The organism is Reichenbachiella sp. MALMAid0571 (assembly GCF_040151475.1).
GTDB lineage: Bacteria > Bacteroidota > Bacteroidia > Cytophagales > Cyclobacteriaceae > CAXBNB01.
The window spans coordinates 138,427-158,974 of sequence record NZ_JBDKWG010000132.1 but is presented as its reverse complement, the minus strand read 5'-3'; the positions used below and the strand labels follow the sequence as shown (position 1 = coordinate 158,974).

Here is a 20,548-nt window from a genome sequence, read left to right as displayed (position 1 = left end):
AAGTTCCGCAATTCTGTTTTATGATAATTGTTCTGTAGATTTCTCCTTTATGATGTTCAATACGTTTTGAATGGTCTCCATTTTCATAATGGAATCATCATCAATTTCAATATCAAATTCGTTTTCAATGTCTAAAACGATATCAATTACATGGGCAGAATTTATGTTCAATTCATTAATCAGGTGTGAATCAAGGGTAAGTGATTCCATATCCACTTCATCATCCAGATAAGGTTCAATGATCACTTTTAATTTTGCATATATCTCTTTATCGTCCATTTTCATTCCATTTTTTAAGAATTATACAACTGTTTACATCTCCAAATCCAAAACTAGCCTTAATAACATAATTTAGTTTATGCTCAATTACTTTTCTTGGAACTTTATTTTCGTTTATTACTTTCAGAATATCAGGATGTAACTCTTCTATGTTGATCGTTGGATGAATGAATCCTTTGTACAATTGGAGTACTACGCCTACCATTTCTATCGATCCTGAAGCACCTATGCAATGACCTATCATAGACTTGGGAGCGTTGATATATGGAAAATCATCCCCTTTTCTATCCAATGCTATTGCCCAATTTTCTATCTCTTTTGCATCAGCTATTGTGGCTGTAAGGTGTCCGCTAATCAAATCAATTTCAGAGGCATCAATCCCGGATTGTTCTAACGTCGCTTTGATACAGCGTATTGTAGCAATAGAACTACCGGCAGTAATTGAACCTCCGTTTCTCTGCCCTCCGCTATTGACATCTCCACCTACAATTTCTCCGTAGATCTTGGCATTTCTACTTAGAGCAGACTCCAATTCTTCAAGTACCAAAGCTCCTGCCCCAGCCCCGGGCACAAAGCCTCTGGCATTCGCCGACATTGGTCTCGATCCGTTTGTGGGGTTGTCATTTGAATCGTTACATAAAATACGCATTCCGTCAAAAGCTCCCCAGATATACTTCCCCTGGCTTTCGCAGCTTCCGCATAGCATTTTGGAAGCCTTTCCGGATTTTATTCTTTCATAACCCTGAATAATGGCTTCAGTACCCGTAGCACACGCTGAAGAATTAGACGTGACTACATTACCAAGCCCAAGGATTTCATTGATATAGGTAGCTGCTCCGCTGTTCATACTTTGCTCTACCACTCTGGGGCCACCTTTTCGGGTATTTCCCGAATCAACATATTTCAACTTGCCAGAGATAAACCCATCCATTGCCAGCGTACCTACTCCAAAAACAATCCCTGAATCCCAATCGGGTTCGCTATCTCTGGATGTAAACTTCAGCCCTGCATCTTTCCATGCTTCTGTACCAGCCAAACAACTGTATTTGATGGCTTCATTTTCAAGCTTAATCAACAAGGATTTTGGAACTATTTTCTTTAAATCATCAGGATTGTACTTTGGAATTCCAACGATTTGGCAACCGAAATTGAGTTCTTCCAACATGGCAGATTTCTCTATACCAGATAGACCATCCCTGAGTGCACTTTCAAATTGTGATACTTCAACGGCATTTGGAGCCACTACACCCAAACCAGTAATTACAACTCTTTTTTCCAAATTATATATTCTTTTGACTCACAAACATACCAGAAAATTCTCCTTTACAAATTTGAACCTTTGATTCGTTTGTAGCAATTATTTTGGCCTTTAGTTTACCAAAGCGAAAATACACTTTAGTTGCCTTAACAACTAACTTTTCACCCGGGTAAATGGGACTCAGAAAATCAACGTTTGATGAGGTGAAAACAGGTATTATATCATTAGGATCCAGCTCCTCTTTACTATCAGCGAGTAAATAAATCCCTAAGGTGACCAATCCGATCTGAGCCATAGCCTCAGTTACTATTACTCCCGGAGTTACAGGTTTTGTTGGAAAATGCCCCTTATAAAAATACTCATCTTCCTTGAAAGTATAAACTCCAACCACATGTTCATTATCGATTTCCAAAATCTCGTCAATAAACCTGAAAGGTTCCCGATGAGGAATGAGTTCTAATATTTGAGTTTTGCTTAAATACATAAATTATGGACAAAGATGCTCCCCTCCGTCGGCTATTATAGTTGTTCCGTTGATCCACCGGGCTTCTTCTCTGGAAAGCAAATAAATGACATTAGCAATATCCTCAGGTTTAGTCAGTCTCTCCATAGGATTACGCATCAGGCTACTGGCTTTTAACATATCACTTCCCGGAATCATTCTTAAGGACGGAGTATCTGTAATTCCTGCCTGAATCAAGTTGGCTGTAATGCCCAAGGGTGCGTATTCAACAGCCATGTGTTGAACCAAAGATTCTAACACCACTTTTGCACTACTTACGGCAGCATATCCTTTCCACACCTTCTTATTTCCTTCACTGGTAAGCCCAATAATTCTTGCGCTATCTGCAAACAACCCGGCATCTATAAACCCATTGGCCCAGTTTAGCAAACTTGTGCCCATAGCATTTATAGTATAACCAAAATCCTCTGTTTCTAATCGTTTAGTAAAATTATGACCTGTTGCTGTTTTCTTTTTAAGTTCAGAAAATAACTGAAAAGTATCTTCATCAATGTCATTTTGATTCTGGGTATTAGAAGTATCTTCAGTAATTCTCAGTGGTTTTAGATTCCCATTTGCAATAGAATGGACAAGTACTTTTATGGATTTTTTTCCAAAACTCGTTAACAGGTCATTAGATACCTGATCAACTGTTTCTTTCTTCAGGGCATCTATATTGTAACAAACAACATTGCATCCCTGATTTCTTAAATTATTAAAATGAATATCAAGCTCTTTGAGTCTGCTCCTTCTTTCCCGATAGAGACTGATGATGTTAAACCCTTCTTTGGCCAGTTTATCAACAACTGCCAGCCCAATACCGCTGGAACCACCTAGTATAACAGCCGTAGGTTTTATATCCTCAGATTTTTTTAGCATAACATCTTCTTTTTTTTCTAATTCTATTTTTTGCAGCAAACATCCCGATGTGATTGAGCAATCCTTTATTACTTTCCAGTATCGGATTTGTATAGATTTTTTTTATTCCCCACTTTCTAAACCCCTTATATACATGATTGATAATCATAGCAGTTACACCCATGTTATGGTATTTTGGAAGTACGCCAACCAGATACAAATCGGCAATGGTATTTTTTTTAAGTGCCTTCAATATATGAATAAAACCAAAAGGAAATAATTTTCCTTTTGCTTTTTGAAAGGCTTCAGATAAGGATGGCATAGTTATACCAAAAGCAACTACATTGTCCTCTTCATCCACAACAATAGCCACAAATCCCGGAATTAAAAAACTGAAATATTGTTTTAGGTAATTGTCTATCTCTTCTTTCGAAAGAGGATGAAAGCCGTAAAGATCAGCATACGATTCGTTCAATGCATCAAACATTTTACGCCCATAGGGTCTCATCTCCCGGGTGTTTTTAAACTCTACCGTTCTCAGTTTAAACCTGCTTGACACCAATTTTGCAGTTCGTTCTAATTTCTGAAGACCTTGTTCAGGAATTTCAGACTCAATCTCTACCCAGTCAGTAGATTTTTCGAATCGATGAGCTAAAAGATGGTCGTTGTAGTATGGGTAATTGTAAATGGTAGCAATGGTAGAAACTTCGTCAAAACCCTCTATCAGCATGCCTTCAAAATCCATATCAGTAAACCCCATAGGTCCATGGACACCTTTCATGTTTCTTTCTAATGCCCAACTTTCAACGGTATCCAACAGCAACTTAGATACTTCATGATCATCTATGAAATCTATCCAGCCAAAGCGAGCCATCTGCTTTTCTTTTGCTTCCTGCGTATGAATGATCCCGGCAATACGACCTACCACTTCTTCTCCCATGTAAGCCAACCAGAACGAAGTATCACAATGCTTAAAGGAAGGATTTTTTCTGGGATCTAATGCAGCCAATTCATCTCTCACAAGAGGAGGAACCCAATTTGGGTCATTCTTATAGAGCCGGAAAGGGAATTTCACGAATTCCTTCAGATCTGACTTAGAAATAACCTTTTTTATTTGGGTGGGTTGACTCATTTATTTTTGTTTCGTAAATATTTTATCATTGAATAATTCGCTTATTTATTCTTGAGGAGTGTAAAAAACCTCATGATTTTTTTCAAATTTCAAACCTCCTTCTTCTCCCTGCCCTTGTGAACTTTCATAAACAAATTCCAATACTTCTTCATTTTGGATAAGTTCATACCTTATTTCCCAGGGTGTGGGCTCACAATTATCACAATCTCCGTTTAATAACTCTATTTTAATTAAATTTTTTCCTTTTTTTAAAAACCTCAATAACCCGAATTCTAAATCAAGGTTTGGATTACCATATATTACCCCACTTTCAAAAGCCAAAGAATCATTTACATATAAGTTTACTGCATTATCGATATTATAAAACACAATATAAGTTCCTGAATGTATCTTATTGAATAAGTGGGATTTGTTCTTACTAATGGGGGAAGTTAAAATATAGTAATATGTTCCAACTACAACTCCCAATATTATAACCCAAAAAATATATTTAAGAATCTTCATAATATCCTTAAACAATAGAAAACATTACTCAAACCAACTAACGATTTATCTTTCTAGTGAGTGTGAAATACATATTTATATTCCCAGGACGGCTGCCCTTCACATACTGCCAATTATCACGAAGGCTATATAAGAAGCCTATCTGAAAGCTCAAATTATCAACAAATCTCAAATAATTCAACCCCAAATTATATTCTTGATCCATATGTATGTCCGTGTCGGCTGTAAACTTGCTGTAATAGTAATCATCATTGTATCTTATTCTCTGAAAGTCAAATCCGATTGATCCACTCGGTGAATAGTATTTCACTTCAATAATATCAGCGTTTGATCCAGGACCTATCCCGGCACCCAGAACCTGACCATTATTGGTATAGCCTTGCGGTACAATTCCATGAACATAATAAGTCGGTGTAGCTCTGATTAATTCTGTTCTTGATTTCCCAAGTGTAGTATGCTCATAGGTGAATTTTATAGGATTACCGTTTATTTTGCCAGTCTTTATAAAACCAATGGTATATGCTCTTGAATGATCCGGCTGATCAAAAAAGCCTCCTACAAACTGACCACTAAAGTCATTTCTGGCAAATTCTATATAAGACTCAAACCCAACTTCTTCAAATATCCAACGAACTACAACAGATGCTAAGTGATCAATATTATCGTTGCTAGTACCTCCTCCGCTAAGATTTTCACTTTTATGGCTAAAAATACTTCCATAACTTTTAAAAATACCTTTCCAATCAAAATCCTGACCTTTCTGATACAACACTTTATTAATGCCAATACTTAATCCTTTTATAAACTTAGGAGAATAACCAAACACAAAACCAGTAATATATCTACTGTTATTTGTATCGTTGCTATCAAAATACGCTGACTCTTTTAATATTCCCCAATAGCTTTTAAACTCTATATCTCCGATAGAAGTATTAACAGGAACATTCGTACCCAAATCTACATGTGGGAAACCACCGGCATTAGTGCTCATCAATATTGGGTTGAACTGTGATGATCCCCAAACCATGTTTTGAGTACTTATCCCTATTGTTGCATTTTTATACACCAACCTTACTTCAGACTGGCCCGGATGAAAAGCATATAAAGCATTATTGCCATATCGCTGCACCCAATCGATGTTATTTGAAAATGGATAAGCAAATTCATTTCTTGCGGTAGAATTTGTTACTATTTCATAAGAGCTATTTTGTGCCATATAAACTACCGGCGCAAATGTATAATGTAGCATTCCAATCTTACCAGTTACACCAAAATTCAAAACAGAATTGAAGCCTTTACCTTGCCATTGCGCTCCATCATTATAACCCCTCGGGTATTTAGAATTATAACTCACATTCCAAGATGGATCTAATACTTGTATTGCCTTGTCACCTAAATTGATAAACTCAAACCTTCCTTCCCAAATATCATTTTTCAATATACTATCAGGTGCATAGTCGGTTATAATTGATGGATGAAGTATAATACCCGATTTAAATTCCTCATTTTCAAGATCTAACAGCTTCAGGTAATCCTTATAATAATGATTGGGATACAAAACCTGTCCAAAAGAAGAATGAGAAAAAACAACAATAAATATTAATAAAACAATAATTCGCATTTAATCTAACGTTAAATTTTACCTTCAAAATTAAAACAATATTCTAACCCATTATTCTCAACTGAAATATATTTACAACTAATAATAGTTATAAAAAAATTCAGGTAAATACAAATCAATAAGCTTTTTCAATTCAGGGGAACAACTTGGCTAAAGGGCAGTCAAGAAGTCAGGGAATAGTAAGAATTTTTAAATGTGATTGTCCTGATCACCAACCTTGCTTCAACAGGATTTTGATAAATTATAGTCTAATTTCTGTTGCATGATTTTGTTATCCGGCAATTCTATAGGATGGTTGTTTTGCTACCAAAACTGGAAATCCTTATTATTCGGATTCCTTTGGACTGCCCTTTCAAACATCCAAAGCATCCATTCTTTTCTACTTTCCTTAGGATTAGTCTGAATATGTATAAGAACTCTGTAGAGCTTCATGAGTTAAAATACCAATTTGACTTTACTATTATTCTTCAATAACTAATTAATTGGTTATCAAACTACCTAACTCGTGTGACACCTAACTTTTGCCTAAGCTAATTAATCAATTCCTGTTCAATCCTTGCAAAAGTGAACCTGCTGGTATTACTTTGCATACAAATAATGAAAACAGGCAGCATCCATATTCCCAATATCGAAGAAACCACATCAGTTTCAGTTGATTATGCTGTATTCAATTTCAGGATTAGGAGGATTAGGCCCTAAGGGTCTATATATACTCGGTGGAGCTACGTACTCTACATCATTCCCTACCCATATTATATATATTTTCAAAATACTGGATTTTACCATGAGAGAATGGAAAATATCACGTTTAAAATCAATTTTCAATCTTTGTTGATTAAATAAATTAATGGAAGTCATTTACGCAACCGAAGAACACCTTAAATACGCCGAAACCATTGCCAATATGATGGAACAAGCGGCCAAAGAAAGAGGTACCGGTATTGCAAAACGTTCTGTGGAATACCTTCAAAAGAAAATGTCTGAAGGAAAGGCTGTGATCTCACTTGATGGAGATACTGTGGCCGGATTCTGTTATATAGAAAGCTGGGGACACGATAAGTTTGTTGCCAACTCCGGTCTTATTGTCCATTCGGAATACCGAAAACTGGGACTGGCAAAAAAAATCAAAAGCAAAATTTTCGAGCTGTCGCGAAAGAAATTTCCCCATGCAAAAATATTTGGGATTACTACCAGCCTGGCAGTTATGAAAATCAATGCCGAACTGGGATATCAACCTGTCACATTTTCTGAATTGACAGATGACGAACAGTTTTGGAAGGGATGTCAAACGTGTAAGAATTTTGACATTCTCACCAGAACCAACCGCTCACATTGCCTCTGTACAGGTATGCTGTTTGATCCCGAGAAAGTCAAAAGCAGTAAAAAAGAAACTGCAACTACCCGTTGGATCAAGTTCATGAGATTTTTCCTCTCAAAAAGAAAAGAAGAAGCCAAAAAATTATTTAGTAAAAAAGTTATGAGTCATGAGTAAAAAGAAAGTTGTATTAGCGTTTAGTGGAGGATTGGACACAACATATTGCGTCAAATATTTATCTATTGAGAAAGATTTGGAAGTGCATACCGTATTGGTCAATACAGGTGGTTTTTCAAAAGAAGAGTTGGACAAAGTGGAAAAACATGCGTACAATTTAGGCTCTGTTTCTCATAGCAACCTGGATTGCATAGAGGAATTTTACAATGATGCGGTAAAATATTTAGTATTCGGCAATATCCTTAAAAACAACACTTATCCCCTATCTGTAAGTGCTGAAAGGGTTTTTCAGGCTATGGCTATTGCTAAATATGCAAAAAACCTGAATGCAGATTACATTGCACATGGCAGCACAGGAGCAGGAAATGACCAGGTACGTTTCGACCTTACCTTTGGCATCTTAGCTCCGGATATAGAGGTAATCACACCGATCAGAGACATGCAACTTTCCCGTCAGGAAGAAATAGACTACCTCAAGGCAAATGGAGTGGAGGCTTCCTGGGAAAAATCAAAATATTCTATCAACAAAGGCCTCTGGGGAACAAGCGTTGGTGGACAGGAAACTTTGACTTCTCATCAGACATTACCAAATGAAGCATATCCATCACAAGTAACCAAAGAAGGAACGGAAACCGTAGAATTGTTTTTTGACAAAGGGGAACTAAAAGGAATCAATGAAAAAAAACTCAATCCGGTTGATGCCATTCTGAAATTAGAGAGCATTGCGACTCAATACGCAGTAGGCCGGGGAATGCATGTTGGCGATACCATCATTGGCATAAAAGGCCGGGTAGGTTTCGAAGCTGCCGCCCCAATGATAATCATCAAAGGTCATGAGACTTTAGAAAAACATACATTGACCAAATGGCAAATGTACTGGAAAGAGCAACTGGCCAACTGGTATGGTATGCTCCTTCATGAAGGTCAATATATGGATCCGGTAATGCGAAACATAGAAAAATTCCTCATAGATACTCAGGAAAATGTAACAGGAACTGTAATTGTAGAACTTCAACCCTACAATTTCAATATTGTAGGCATTAAATCTGACCATGACCTCATGAATTCTAAATTTGGAGACTATGGCGAAATGAACAATGCCTGGACAGGAGAAGATGTGAAAGGATTTACCAAAATATTGGCTAATCAAACCAAAATCTATCATGCAGTCAACAACAAATAAAATATCCGTTGGAATCATTGGTGGGGCTGGTTACACAGCGGGTGAACTGATTCGTATTTTGATTAATCATCCTATGGTCAAAATCTCTTTTATCAATAGTTCGAGCAATGCTGGAAAACAAGTGAGTGAAGTACATGACGACCTATTTGGTGAATGCAACCTGACCTTCTCTTCCAAACCTATTCTCGATGTAAATGTGGTCTTTCTTTGTCAGGGACATGGAAAAGCAAAAAAGGTTTTGGAAGAAAATGAATTCAGTGATTCTACCAAAATTATTGATTTGGGCAATGATTTCAGACTTCATGCAGATGCTGATTTTGATGGAAAATCATTCGTATATGGATTACCGGAATTGCAACGAGACAAAATCAAAAAATCAAATTACATAGCCAATCCTGGTTGTTTCGCAACATGTATTCAACTGGCTTTGTTGCCACTGGCGAAAGCTGGCATCATCAAAAATGAGATTCATGTGAACGCTATTACTGGTTCGACAGGTGCCGGACAAAATCCATCAGCTACCAGTCATTTCAGTTGGAGAAACAACAATGTGTCGGTTTACAAAGCATTCACCCATCAGCATTTGGGAGAGATCACTGAAAGCCTTGTAAGCTTACAAAGCTCTATGAATTATGACATTAATTTCATTCCGGTAAGAGGAAATTTCACCAAAGGAATATTTGGATCAATCTATACTGAATGTGATTTGAGTGTGGAAGAAGCGACAGAATTATATAACAATTTCTATGCTGAACACCCATTTGTAAGTATTTCCGAAAAAGGAATCCATTTGAAGCAGGTAGTGAACAGCAACAAATGCATTCTTCATTTAGAAAAACATAGGAACAAACTGTTAATCACTAGCATTATAGACAATTTGGTGAAGGGAGCTTCCGGTCAAGCCGTTCAAAATATGAATTTAATCTTTGGCTTGGAAGAAACTATGGGATTGAAATTAAAAACGGTGGCCTTTTGAAGAGCACTAAAAACTATAGTGCAACAAAGACAACAACTTCCTTCTGTCATTTCGACGTAGGAGACCATGTCTGCCGACAGGCAGGAATCTTATACGCTTGCTCTACTAGTCAAGAGGATTCCTCCTTCGTCGGAATGACAATAGTGGCATTGGAGGAAATAGAAACGAAATAATACAACAGAAATAGTCTGTTAAACTAAAATATTTAAGTCATGAATATAGCAATACTAGGTGGGGGAAATTTGGGAAAAGCCATTTCAAGAGGTCTGGCTCAGGCTGGATTTCTAGACAAAGGAAAAATCACACTCACCAACAAGAAAATCAGTTGGATGGAAGAACTGGAAGGCACTGGTATCACTTTGTCAGAAGACAACCATCAAGCCGTCTCAGAATCAGAAATCATAATTCTGGCTGTTCAGCCAAGGCAGCTAGAGAGCCTTCTGAAGGAAATCAAGGACGACTTAATCACCAGCAAACATGTGGTAGCATCGGTGGTGACAGGCGTAAGTATCAGTGAAATTCAATCTCAGCTAGGTAATGAAATTCCAATCATCCGGGTAATGCCAAATACTGCCATTGCCAAAATGCAATCCATGACATGTATTGCAACTACAGAAAATACTAAAGGCTTAGATGATGTTAAAAACATATTCGATGCATTGGGAAGTACTCTTGTGATAGGCGAACAACTGATGCAGGCAGCCACGGTAATTGGTGCATCTGGCATTGCATTTTTCCTCAGGTATATAAGGGCAGCAACACAAGGTGGTGTGGAAGTCGGTTTTCATCCAGAAGAAGCGCAACAAATAGCTGTACAGGTAGCCAAAGGTGCTGCAGCCCTTTTGGAAGGAACAGGCGATCACCCGGAAAATGCCATCGACAAAGTAACAACCCCTATGGGATGTACCATTGCGGGGTTAAATGAAATGGAGCACCACGGATTGAGTTCTGCTGTGATTCAGGGAATTAAAACTTCTTACAAACGAATTGAAAATATTAAATAATCGCTAAACGCTTAGCGCATTGCGCTAGGCGCATAGCTTAATAAAATACAAATGGATTTATTCAACGTCTATCCTGTCTATCCTATTGAGATTGACAAAGCCAAAGGATTCAAACTTTGGGACAAAGAAGGAAAAGAATACACCGACCTTTACGGAGGGCATGCGGTTATTTCTATTGGTCACTCACATCCACATTATATCAAAAGGATGAAAGACCAATTGGATAAACTGGCTTTTTATTCCAATTCTATAGAAATTCCAATACAAAAGGAACTGGCAAAAAAACTTGGCGAAATGTCAGGCTATGAGGATTACAACCTATTCCTGTGCAACTCTGGTGCTGAGGCAAATGAAAATGCACTAAAAGTAGCTTCGTTCGAAACCAAAAGAAGCAAAATACTGGCTTTCAAAGGAGGCTTCCATGGCAGGACTTCAGGAGCAGTGGCGATTACTGACAATCCAAAAATCATTGCACCATTCAACCAAATGCATGAAAAAGTATTGGTTGACCTGAATGACCTGGAAGCGACTGAAAAGGTACTGCAGGGCAATGACATTGCTGCTGTTATCATTGAAGGCATTCAGGGACTGGCAGGTATTTACTTGCCTACTCAGGAATTCATGACCGCTTTGGCTCAACTGTGTAAAAAATATGGTGTCATGCTCATACTTGATGAAGTACAATCCGGATATGGACGGGCTGGTGAATTCTTTGCGCACCAACTCTTCGGCATCCGACCAGACATCATCACCACTGCCAAAGGCATGGGCAATGGCTACCCTATTGGAGGTGTTTTGATTAGCCCGAAAGTAGAAGCTTGGTTTGGTATGCTAGGCACAACATTCGGTGGCAATCACCTGGCTTGTGCTGCCGCACTGGCAGTGTTGGAAGTGATTGAAAAAGAGAAATTAATTGAAAATGCAAAAGCCCTTGAAGCCATTCAGCTAGAATTGTTTTCAAAAATACCCGGCGTGAAAGAGGTAAGAGGAAAAGGTCTGATGACAGCAATAGAATTTGATTTCCCTGTTGCACCCATAAGAAAAAAACTGGTATTCGAGCATGGGTTGTTCACAGGCAGCTCATCCAACCCCAATGTATTGAGGTTTTTACCCCCTTTGACTATTACAGAGAAAGAAGTGAAGCTCCTAGCTAATTGTCTGACTTCCGTGCTAGAAAAAGAGGCTGTCGCAAATAACTAACTCTGACTAAATGCCTATATTGAAGGATGTTTTTTCCAATTGTTAAATTTAATTCCTGAAAAATGAAAAAGTTGTTTTTGTTCTTAGTGATCATTCTTTTCTGTGGTTCTTCTTTCGCCCAAGGCTTAACACCATTTAAACTATATCAGTATGATTTGAAAATCATCAATCCAGCCTTTGTGGGTATAAAAAACGGACATCAATTTTCTTCCTTTGTAAAAAGTGGTGTTGGAGAAAGTAGTTATCAACCAACTTCCCTTCTATTCTCATACGAAACCCAAATACCAGGAATCAATAGTGGTATTGGTGTCATGTTCCAAAATCATTCCATGCAAAACTGGAATAAACGTGACTGGAGACTATCGTACAACTATCAGCTAAATTTCAATAAAGCTGGAAACTTGACTATTGGAATGAATTTAGATCAAAGAAATGACAAAATTGAATCCGATCATAGTAGCAGTATGATGGGGAATCCTAATCTAGGTGGTCTTTCGTATTCAAATACCAATATAGATTTAGGCTTGGTATACCACCATAATTCTTTTTACGGAGGCATTACGTTCAACAATATTTTAAATAGACGCAAAACCAATGATGAGAAAGCAATATGGGGTCAGGCAAATCAATCCATCTATACTATTCTTGGATCTCAGCTTCAGGTAAATAATTGGCTAAGAATTAAACCTTCAATATTGTACCTCAAATCTTCATCTTGGGATATTTTCGACATCAACTTCACCACTGAGTTTAAAGGCATTTTTATTGCAGGGTTTACACATAGAATCCAAGATGATTCAGATATTTTTAGTGTTAATGCTGGAATTAATGTGAAGGAAAAAATACAGATTGTGGGGCTAGTCCATTCCAGTGATACAGACGACCATACTGTCGAAGTATCATTAAGGTTCAGAACGCATAGTAACTAGTCTGATTTATGCTCACCTAATCTTTCCACTTCTTATTTAATCTGTTAAAATTAAGATGTAGCTGCTGACAAATTGTTTAACCAAAGTATTAGAAAATGAAAAAATTCATCTCAGTTGATGATGCGGGTGATGTAAAGGCACTTGTAGATGAAGCGATAAATCTTAAAAAAACTGTTTATACTCCTGAATTAGGTAGAGGGAAAACCATTGGCTTGGTTTTTCTTAATCCCAGCCTCAGAACCAGGTTGAGCACCCACAGGGCTGCCCTCAATCTCGGCATGGATGTGATGGTGATGAACCTCAATAACGACGGATGGAACATTGAGTTTCAGGATGGAGCGGTCATGGACGGAGGCTCACAAGAGCATATCAAAGATGCTGTAAAAGTGATGAGCCAGTATTGCGATATTTTAGGTGTTCGTAGTTTTCCTGGATTGAAGAACCGAGAAGAAGATTACAATGAAAACATCATGAGTGATTTTGTAAAATATTCTGATGTGCCAGTTGTGAGCTTGGAATCTGCCACTTTACATCCTTTACAGTCTCTGACCGATATGATTACCATCAAAGAATCTGGAATTAAAAGACCAAAAATAGCAGTGAGTTGGGCACCTCATCCAAGGGTTTTACCACAGGCAGTTACCAACTCCTTTTTACAATGGGTGAAACACACCGATGCTGAAGTGGTACTTACACACCCTAAGGGATATGAACTGAAGGAAGAATTCACCAATGGCATTCCAATCATCAACAACCAGCAGGAAGCATTCGAAGGAGCAGATTTTGTATATGCCAAAAACTGGTCGAGCTATGCGCACTATGGAGAAAAACCAGATGTAGAAGGCAACTGGACTATAGACGACAAACTAATGTCATTGACCAACAATGGGAAGTTTATGCATTGCCTTCCGATCAGAAGAAATGTAGTGGCCACTGATTCAGTAATCGACAATTCAATTGTATATAAACAAGCGAAAAACAGGGAGATTGGGGCGCAAATAGTTTTAAAGAAAATAATTCAGTCGATAGACAACAGTCTATAGTCCATAGCGGCTGTTGACTGTTGACTATTGACTATCGACTAATCAATGAACAAAATTCAAATAATAAAAATAGGTGGAAACATCATCGACAACCCTGAAGCATTGGACAAGTTCCTTCAAAACTTTGCCAAAGTAGAAGGATCAAAGATATTGGTTCATGGTGGCGGAAAACTGGCTACAGAAATGAGCAAGCAATTAGGCATTCCGGTGAACATGGTCAATGGCCGTCGGGTAACTGATGAGGCTACCATCAAACTAGTTACCGGAGTGTATGCCGGACAAATCAATAAAAATATTGTTGCTGACCTTCAATCTTTAGATTGCAATGCGTTGGGCTTGACAGGTGCTGACATGAACATTATTCCCGCTCATAAAAGAGTTAACACAGAAATTGATTACGGATTTGTAGGTGATTTTAACACTGAGGATATTAAAGCCGAACTGCTGGTCAAAATCATAGAAATGGGTATTGTTCCTATATTTTGTGCCCTTACGCACGACCAAAAAGGCAACATGCTCAATACCAATGCCGATACCATTGCATCGGGCCTGGCTGTTGCATTATCATCATTTTATGATACTCAACTGATCTATTGTTTTGACAAAAAGGGTGTTTTGAGAGATGTCAATGACGATAATTCTGTGATTGACCATATTGACCAAAAACATTACAAAGAATTAATACAAGCAGGTGCAATTCACGATGGAATGATCCCTAAATTAGACAATTCTTTCAATGCCATTGACAATGGTGTGAGTATGGTAAGCATCAAACATGCTGACTATATTTTGGAAGAAAAAGGGACAAAACTGACAAAATAAACATGCATAAGGAGCAAATCAATACATTGCAATTTTTGAAAGACCTGATTTCGATACAGTCTTTTTCCCGGGAAGAAGACACAACTGCTGCATTAATCAAAAAGGTATTTACAGACAATGGTGTTGAAACAAACCAACACCTGAACAATGTATGGGCTGTCAACAAATATTATGATGCCAGCAAACCAACAATTCTACTCAACTCACACCACGACACGGTAAAACCAAACAAAGGCTATACTAATGATCCGTTTTCACCAATAGAAAAAGATGGTAAACTCTATGGTCTGGGCAGTAATGATGCAGGAGGAGCATTAACAAGCCTGATTACTGCTTTTGTTCATTTTTATAAAGAAGAAAATCTAAAGTACAATCTCGTAATGGCCGCTACTGCGGAAGAAGAGATTTCAGGACAGAATGGCGTAGAAAGTATTTTGGACAAACTTCCAAAAATTGATGTTGCTATAATTGGTGAACCAACATTAATGGACTTGGCTGTATCGGAAAAAGGACTGTTGGTAGTAGATGCTGTAGCCAAAGGCATCAGCGGACATGCAGCCAGAGAAGAAGGAGACAATGCCATTTACAAGGCCATAAAAGACATTGATTGGATCAAGAACTATAAATTTGATAGAGTTTCAGACACTTTGGGACCTATGAAAATGTCTGTCACCATAGTAAATGCGGGAAGCCAGCACAATGTAGTACCTGCCGAATGCAGCTATACAATCGACATCAGGGTAACGGACGCCTATACTCATGAAGAAGTAATGGAAATTATAGATAAAAATACATTGGCAGAGATTACACCCAGATCAGTACGATTGAAATCATCATCCATCCCGATGGATCATCCACTGGTGAAGGCTGGCTTGAAGTTGGGAAGAAAAACGTATGGCTCCCCCACTACCTCTGATCAGGCAGTGATACCAGTTCCTTCTTTGAAGATTGGTCCGGGTGATTCTGCCAGATCACATACAGCCGATGAATTTATCTATATCAATGAATTGAAAGAGGGAGTTGAATTGTATATTAAATTGTTAGAAAAAGTGATTTTATAGTTCATAGGCCACAGTTGATAGTCAACAGTTGCCAACAAAACAATATTAAATCTTGAAAATCAGTATATTTGATCATGAATCAAGAAGTAGATTATAAAAGCATAATAACCATTGAGGCTGGTAAAAGAGGAGGTAAACCCTGCATTCGAAATATGAGAATTACTGTCTATGACATCCTCAATTGGCTGGCATCAGGTATGAGTCGAACGGAAATTCTAGCCGATTTTCCTGAACTTACAGATTCCGATATAACTGCAGTTCTACGGTTTGCTTCAGACCGTGAATCCAAAGCTACTGTTGTTGCTCAATGAAATTCTTGTTTGATCAAAACCTTTCACACAAATTAGTCGAAAGACTTGAAGAATTTTACCCTAATTCCAGTCATGTGAGTTATCACGAATTATCCAAGTCGGACGATTTTGAAGTAAGGGAGTTTGCAAAAAATAAAGGTTTTACCATTGTAACTCAGGATTCCGATTTTTATGATATAGCCATTATTCGAGGTATTCCACCTAAAGTGATATGGATAAAATCTGGCAACAGTGCAACCAGCCACATTGAGTACCTTCTTTTAAAGAATAAAGTAACAATTCAGAAATTTGAAAAAGACAATAAAAGTATCTGCTTAGAATTGATATGAAGAAAAAAAACAGCAAATATTTAACATAACTATATTCGTCAGACCACAGTCGATAGTCAACAGTTTGTTGCAATCGACCATAGACTATTGACTATTGACTATTGACTAAACATATTTAAAATGAAACTTTGGGACAAAGGATATAAAACAGAAAACCTAATAGAAGAATTTACAGTCGGAAATGACCGTGAATTAGACATGCATTTGGCGAAATACGACATCATCGCATCAAAAGCGCATGCTACCATGCTGGAAAGTATTGGTATTTTAGACAAAACCGAATTGGAAGGATTGCTGTCTAACCTGGACAAGATGCTAACAGACGTTGAAAATGGGACCTTCGAAATCGCTGAAAGTTTTGAGGATGTCCATTCTAAGATTGAGTACGATTTGACTCAAGAGTTGGGTGATGCTGGAAAAAAAATCCATACAGGACGCTCCAGAAATGATCAGGTTTTAGTTTGTCTCCACCTGTACATCAAAGAAGAAATTAAGGCAATCAAAGACCAAATTAAGGAATTGTTTGACCTGCTGATCAAACTGAGCGACACACACAAAGATAAATTAATTCCCGGCTATACCCATTTACAAGCAGCTATGCCATCCTCTTTCGGGATGTGGTTTGCTGCCTATGCCGAGTCATTGATTGACGACATACACATGTTAAATGCAGCCTATAAAATAGCAGACCAAAACCCACTTGGATCGGGTGCAGGATATGGTTCTTCATTTCCATTGAACAGAACAATGACCACCAAATTGATGGGCTTTGAAACCCTAAAATACAATTCAGTGGCGGCTCAAATGAGTCGAGGAAAAGTAGAGAAGTCCACCGCTTACGCCATGTCATCAGTAGCGGGAACGCTATCAAAATTGTCTATGGACATTACTTTGTATATGAGTCAGAATTTTGGATTTCTCACCTTCCCGGATGAGTTGACAACCGGATCCAGCATCATGCCACATAAAAAAAACCCTGATGTTTTTGAATTAATACGAGCCAAATGCAATAAAATACAAAATCTGCCAAACGAATTATTGTTGATCACCAACAACCTGCCAAGTGGCTACCACAGGGATTTACAATTGGTAAAGGAATCATTTATTCCCGCCATTGAAAGCCTGAAAGCATGTCTGACGGTCGCCATTTTTGCTTTGGAAAAAACAGAGGTAAAGTCAAATATAACTGACGATCCAAAATATGACTACATTTTCAGTGTGGATGTATTGAATGAAGATATGAAAAATGGGATACCTTTTAGAGATGCCTATAAAAATGTAGCCAAATCAGTAGCTGATGGCACTTACAAACCAAAAAGAGAACTAGACCACACACACGAAGGAAGTACAGGCAACCTGTGCAACAGTGAAATAAAAGAAAAATTTAAAAAGGTTTTTCAATCATAAATCAATCTTTGAATTTAATATTGAATAGAAATTATTTTTCCCACTACTATCAATCTATACTATGAAAAAAAATTCGATTGCAATCCACTCTGGTTACGAAACCGAAAGCACAACTAAATCTGTTGCTGTTCCTATTTATCAAACTGTAGCGTATGAATTTGATGATGCCCAACACGGAGCAGATCTGTTCAATCTTGCTGTGCCCGGCAATATCTACAGCCGTATAATGAACCCTACGGTTGATGTTTTGGAAAAAAGAATTGCAGAACTGGAAGGCGGAATTGCTTCTCTGGCAGTAAGCTCAGGAATGGCAGCCATCAACTATTCTATTTTGAATATAGCTGAAATGGGTGATAACATCGTAGCTACACCACAATTGTATGGCGGTACTTACACTTTGTTTGCCCACATGCTGCCTAAGCAAGGAATAGAAGTAAGATTTGCTGCATCAGATAAGGCAGAAGATCTGGCTAAATTAATTGACGATAAAACCAAAGCGGTATTTTCTGAAACTATAGGCAACCCAGCCGGTAATATTGTTGACATTGAAGCCATCGCAAAAATGGCTCATTCTCACGGAGTGCCTCTTATAGTTGATAATACAGTAGCCACACCTATGATAATCAACCCTATCGCTTATGGTGCTGATATCGTAGTACATGCGTTGACTAAATACATCGGAGGACATGGTACTACTTTGGGTGGTGTGATTGTTGATTCGGGCAAATTCCCATGGACAGAACATAAAGAAAAATTTCACATGCTCAATACTCCTGAACCATCCTACCATGGTGTGGTATATACAGAAGCATTTGAAGCTGCAGCGTACATTGGAAGATGCAGAACTGTAGCATTGAGAAATACAGGATCGTGTCTTCCTGCCACGAGTGCTTTCCAAATTCTTCAGGGATTGGAAACATTGGGACTCAGAATGGAGCGTCATTGTGAAAATGCACAAGCAGTAGCTGAATACCTGGAAGCACATCCGAAGGTAGAATGGGTAAGCTTTGCCGGGTTAAAAAGCAGCCCCTATCATAAATTGGCTCAGAAGTATTGTGACGGGAAACCCGCTTCTCTATTAACATTTGGTATTAAAGGCGGATATGATGCAGCTGTGAAGTTTTATGATGCACTCGGCATGTTTAAGAGGTTAGTAAACATCGGTGATGCTAAATCTTTGGCATGTCATCCTGCTTCTACTACCCACAGACAACTGACTGAAGAGGAGTTAAAGACAGCTGGTGTTACAAATGAAATGATCAGACTTTGTGTAGGTATTGAAGACATTGAAGACATCAAAGCTGATTTGGAGCAGGCATTGAATGCTTAGAAAATAAGTGGAAAGTTTTAAAGTTATCAAGTTGAAAGTTAAAAAGTAGATTAATATGCGGATAGAGGGGTTTGAGGATATATTATCATGGCAAAAATCGAAAAAGTTTGCTATTGGAGTATATACTTTGTTCAAAGAGGAGAAAGATTTTAGCTTTCGAAATCAAATTGAACGAGCCTCTGTATCCGTTATGAATAATATCGCTGAAGGGTTTGAAAGACAAACCAACAAGGAGTTTAAACAGCTTTTGTACATTAAATATGGTAAGTAAAAAGAGGCTACCTCAAAAGGGTTAAACAATTGCCGGACTTGTTCCGGCATCCCTTTGAAATAGCATAAACAGTTGTTTCTAAGACAGATCCCGGAATACCTGCCTAACGGCAGTCAGGAATCTGGGAAATATCTGCATTTTGAGATAGCCTCTTTAAATAAAACAAAAAATGAATACGGACAAAAACACACAAGCCACATTATTACTTTCAGGTCCTGATCAGGTAGGACTCGTGTCCCGTATCTCCAATTTTGTTTTTGAAAACGGCGGCAACATTATCAATCTACATGAGCATGTTGATCCTATTGAAAAAATATTTTCGGTACGTGTATCATGGGAAATGCGAAAATTTAAAATTCCTGCTCAGGATGTAGAAGAGTTCTTTGCGCCAATCGCCGAGTCAATGAATGCTCAATGGCAGATCAGGTTTTCAGGAAACCATAGCCGTGTTGCCATATTTGTTTCCAAATACGATCATTGCCTTTTGGAAATCCTGTGGCGACATAAAAACGGAGAATATCCAATAGATATACCACTTGTCATTTCTAATCATGCGGATTTAAAACCTCTGGCAGATCAATATGGCATTCCATATTTCATCTTTCCCATTACCAAAGAAAACAAAAAAGAACAGGAAGAGAAGGAATTGTCATTGCTCAGAGAGCACAATATTGACACGCTGGTACTGGCAAGATACATGCAGGTATTGTCAGAAGATTTTGTCAGTCACTACCCCAACAATATCATAAATATCCACCACTCATTTTTGCCTGCTTTTATTGGTGGCAATCCATACAAGCAGGCGTATGAAAGAGGTGTAAAAATCATTGGTGCTACGAGTCATTTCGTTACCAAAGACATTGACGAAGGGCCTATTATAGAACAAGACATTACCAGAATTTCTCACAGAGATACTACCAGAGACCTCATTCGTAAAGGCAGGGATTTGGAGCGCATGGTGTTGGCCAAAGCAATCCATTATTACGCTGAAAACAGAATTTTGATGCAGGGTAAAAAAACTATTATATTTCAATAA

22 protein-coding genes are annotated in these 20,548 nt (G+C 38.0%); 15 read left to right on the top strand and 7 right to left on the bottom strand.

Going from position 1 to position 20,548, the window contains the following annotated elements:
- Positions 1-18: 18 nt before the first annotated feature.
- Genes AAOP42_RS12790 through AAOP42_RS12760 form a run of 7 tightly spaced genes read right to left on the bottom strand, consistent with a single transcriptional unit; the run spans position 19 to position 6,154 of the window.
- Entirely contained in the window at positions 19-279 is a 261-nt protein-coding gene (locus tag AAOP42_RS12790; RefSeq protein ID WP_349528918.1) for an acyl carrier protein, read from the bottom strand.
- Complete coding sequence (locus AAOP42_RS12785) at positions 269-1,558, bottom strand: beta-ketoacyl-[acyl-carrier-protein] synthase family protein (RefSeq protein WP_349528917.1); 1,290 nt, start codon at positions 1,556-1,558, stop codon at positions 269-271. The genes AAOP42_RS12790 and AAOP42_RS12785 overlap by 11 nt, the downstream gene beginning before the upstream one ends.
- Before the next feature lies 1 nt (position 1,559).
- A complete protein-coding gene (locus AAOP42_RS12780) occupies positions 1,560-2,021 on the bottom strand; it encodes a 3-hydroxyacyl-ACP dehydratase FabZ family protein (RefSeq protein ID WP_349528916.1) in 462 nt (153 codons plus the stop codon).
- Positions 2,022-2,024: 3 nt separating this feature from the next.
- On the bottom strand, positions 2,025-2,918 hold the full coding sequence (locus tag AAOP42_RS12775; protein WP_349528915.1) for an SDR family oxidoreductase: 894 nt from the start codon (positions 2,916-2,918) through the stop codon (positions 2,025-2,027).
- Positions 2,902-4,029, bottom strand: a complete 1,128-nt coding sequence (locus AAOP42_RS12770; protein WP_349528914.1) for a GNAT family N-acetyltransferase — start codon at positions 4,027-4,029, stop codon at positions 2,902-2,904. Before AAOP42_RS12770 ends, AAOP42_RS12775 begins: the two co-directional genes overlap by 17 nt.
- Before the next feature lie 45 nt (positions 4,030-4,074).
- Positions 4,075-4,533, bottom strand: a complete 459-nt coding sequence (locus AAOP42_RS12765) for a hypothetical protein (RefSeq protein ID WP_349528913.1) — start codon at positions 4,531-4,533, stop codon at positions 4,075-4,077.
- 37 nt (positions 4,534-4,570) lie between these two features.
- Positions 4,571-6,154: a capsule assembly Wzi family protein gene (locus tag AAOP42_RS12760; protein ID WP_349528912.1), complete on the bottom strand. Its 1,584-nt coding sequence runs from the start codon at positions 6,152-6,154 to the stop codon at positions 4,571-4,573.
- A gap of 847 nt (positions 6,155-7,001) precedes the next feature.
- On the opposite strand from AAOP42_RS12760, the gene AAOP42_RS12755 reads away from it, so the two are divergent.
- From AAOP42_RS12755 to purU, 15 genes are all read left to right on the top strand, one after another.
- Positions 7,002-7,646 (top strand): GNAT family N-acetyltransferase, encoded by a 645-nt coding sequence (locus AAOP42_RS12755; protein ID WP_349528911.1) that lies wholly within the window; start codon positions 7,002-7,004, stop codon positions 7,644-7,646.
- Positions 7,639-8,829 (top strand): argininosuccinate synthase, encoded by a 1,191-nt coding sequence (argG, locus tag AAOP42_RS12750; RefSeq protein ID WP_349528910.1) that lies wholly within the window; start codon positions 7,639-7,641, stop codon positions 8,827-8,829. Before AAOP42_RS12755 ends, argG begins: the two co-directional genes overlap by 8 nt.
- Entirely contained in the window at positions 8,810-9,805 is a 996-nt protein-coding gene (gene argC / locus AAOP42_RS12745; RefSeq protein WP_349528909.1) for an N-acetyl-gamma-glutamyl-phosphate reductase, read from the top strand. The genes argG and argC overlap by 20 nt, the downstream gene beginning before the upstream one ends.
- Positions 9,806-10,017: 212 nt before the next feature.
- On the top strand, positions 10,018-10,809 hold the full coding sequence (gene proC / locus AAOP42_RS12740; RefSeq protein WP_349528908.1) for a pyrroline-5-carboxylate reductase: 792 nt from the start codon (positions 10,018-10,020) through the stop codon (positions 10,807-10,809).
- Between the two features lie 51 nt (positions 10,810-10,860).
- Positions 10,861-12,009 (top strand): aspartate aminotransferase family protein, encoded by a 1,149-nt coding sequence (locus tag AAOP42_RS12735; RefSeq protein WP_349528907.1) that lies wholly within the window; start codon positions 10,861-10,863, stop codon positions 12,007-12,009.
- Positions 12,010-12,071: 62 nt separating this feature from the next.
- Positions 12,072-12,938, top strand: coding sequence for a PorP/SprF family type IX secretion system membrane protein (locus AAOP42_RS12730; protein WP_349528906.1), 867 nt, complete (start codon positions 12,072-12,074; stop codon positions 12,936-12,938).
- A gap of 95 nt (positions 12,939-13,033) precedes the next feature.
- A complete protein-coding gene (locus tag AAOP42_RS12725; protein WP_349528905.1) occupies positions 13,034-13,981 on the top strand; it encodes a Rossmann-fold NAD(P)-binding domain-containing protein in 948 nt (315 codons plus the stop codon).
- Positions 13,982-14,026: 45 nt separating this feature from the next.
- On the top strand, positions 14,027-14,803 hold the full coding sequence (gene argB, locus AAOP42_RS12720) for an acetylglutamate kinase (protein WP_349528904.1): 777 nt from the start codon (positions 14,027-14,029) through the stop codon (positions 14,801-14,803).
- Positions 14,804-14,805: 2 nt separating this feature from the next.
- A complete protein-coding gene (locus AAOP42_RS12715) occupies positions 14,806-15,864 on the top strand; it encodes a M20 family metallo-hydrolase (protein ID WP_349528903.1) in 1,059 nt (352 codons plus the stop codon).
- Between the two features lie 74 nt (positions 15,865-15,938).
- Positions 15,939-16,175, top strand: a complete 237-nt coding sequence (locus tag AAOP42_RS12710) for a DUF433 domain-containing protein (RefSeq protein WP_349528902.1) — start codon at positions 15,939-15,941, stop codon at positions 16,173-16,175.
- Complete coding sequence (locus AAOP42_RS12705; protein ID WP_349528901.1) at positions 16,172-16,504, top strand: DUF5615 family PIN-like protein; 333 nt, start codon at positions 16,172-16,174, stop codon at positions 16,502-16,504. Before AAOP42_RS12710 ends, AAOP42_RS12705 begins: the two co-directional genes overlap by 4 nt.
- A gap of 120 nt (positions 16,505-16,624) precedes the next feature.
- Entirely contained in the window at positions 16,625-17,911 is a 1,287-nt protein-coding gene (argH, locus tag AAOP42_RS12700) for an argininosuccinate lyase (RefSeq protein ID WP_349528900.1), read from the top strand.
- A gap of 61 nt (positions 17,912-17,972) precedes the next feature.
- The gene (locus tag AAOP42_RS12695; RefSeq protein WP_349528899.1) at positions 17,973-19,241 is read left to right on the top strand and encodes an O-acetylhomoserine aminocarboxypropyltransferase/cysteine synthase family protein; all 1,269 of its coding nucleotides are present in this window, start codon (positions 17,973-17,975) and stop codon (positions 19,239-19,241) included.
- Positions 19,242-19,296: 55 nt separating this feature from the next.
- Complete coding sequence (locus AAOP42_RS12690; RefSeq protein WP_349528898.1) at positions 19,297-19,512, top strand: four helix bundle protein; 216 nt, start codon at positions 19,297-19,299, stop codon at positions 19,510-19,512.
- Between the two features lie 169 nt (positions 19,513-19,681).
- Positions 19,682-20,548 (top strand): formyltetrahydrofolate deformylase, encoded by an 867-nt coding sequence (gene purU / locus AAOP42_RS12685; protein WP_349528897.1) that lies wholly within the window; start codon positions 19,682-19,684, stop codon positions 20,546-20,548.